Annotated in this window: 1 pseudogene; it reads right to left on the bottom strand. The window is 67.0% G+C overall.

Features of this window, described 5'->3' with window-relative positions:
- Positions 1–79: 79 nt before the first annotated feature.
- Positions 80–221: pseudogene (locus B4L26_RS01220) on the bottom strand (allophanate hydrolase subunit 2 family protein); the annotation flags it as partial.

The raw sequence follows: 221 nt of genomic DNA, 5'->3' as shown, positions 1-221 counted from the left end.
CGGCCGCGTCGACGACGTCATGGGCTGGTTCGAGCACCTCGGTCATGACACAAAATCCTAGATCCGTGTCACCACGGGGTCAATCCACCAGCCGCAGACGGACTGTCGTTCCCGGGGTCAGCTGCCCGGCCCGGTCGATCGATTCGGGAGTCAGCACGGCCACCACCGGATACCCGCCGGTGACGGGGTGATCGGGCCCGAACAGCACCGGCTGACCGCTG

Source organism: Gordonia sp. UBA7599, from assembly GCA_002477755.1.
Taxonomy (GTDB): Bacteria; Actinomycetota; Actinomycetes; order Mycobacteriales; family Mycobacteriaceae; genus Gordonia.
Note: the sequence above shows the minus strand (reverse complement) of the source record. Positions and strands in the feature narration are given on the sequence as shown.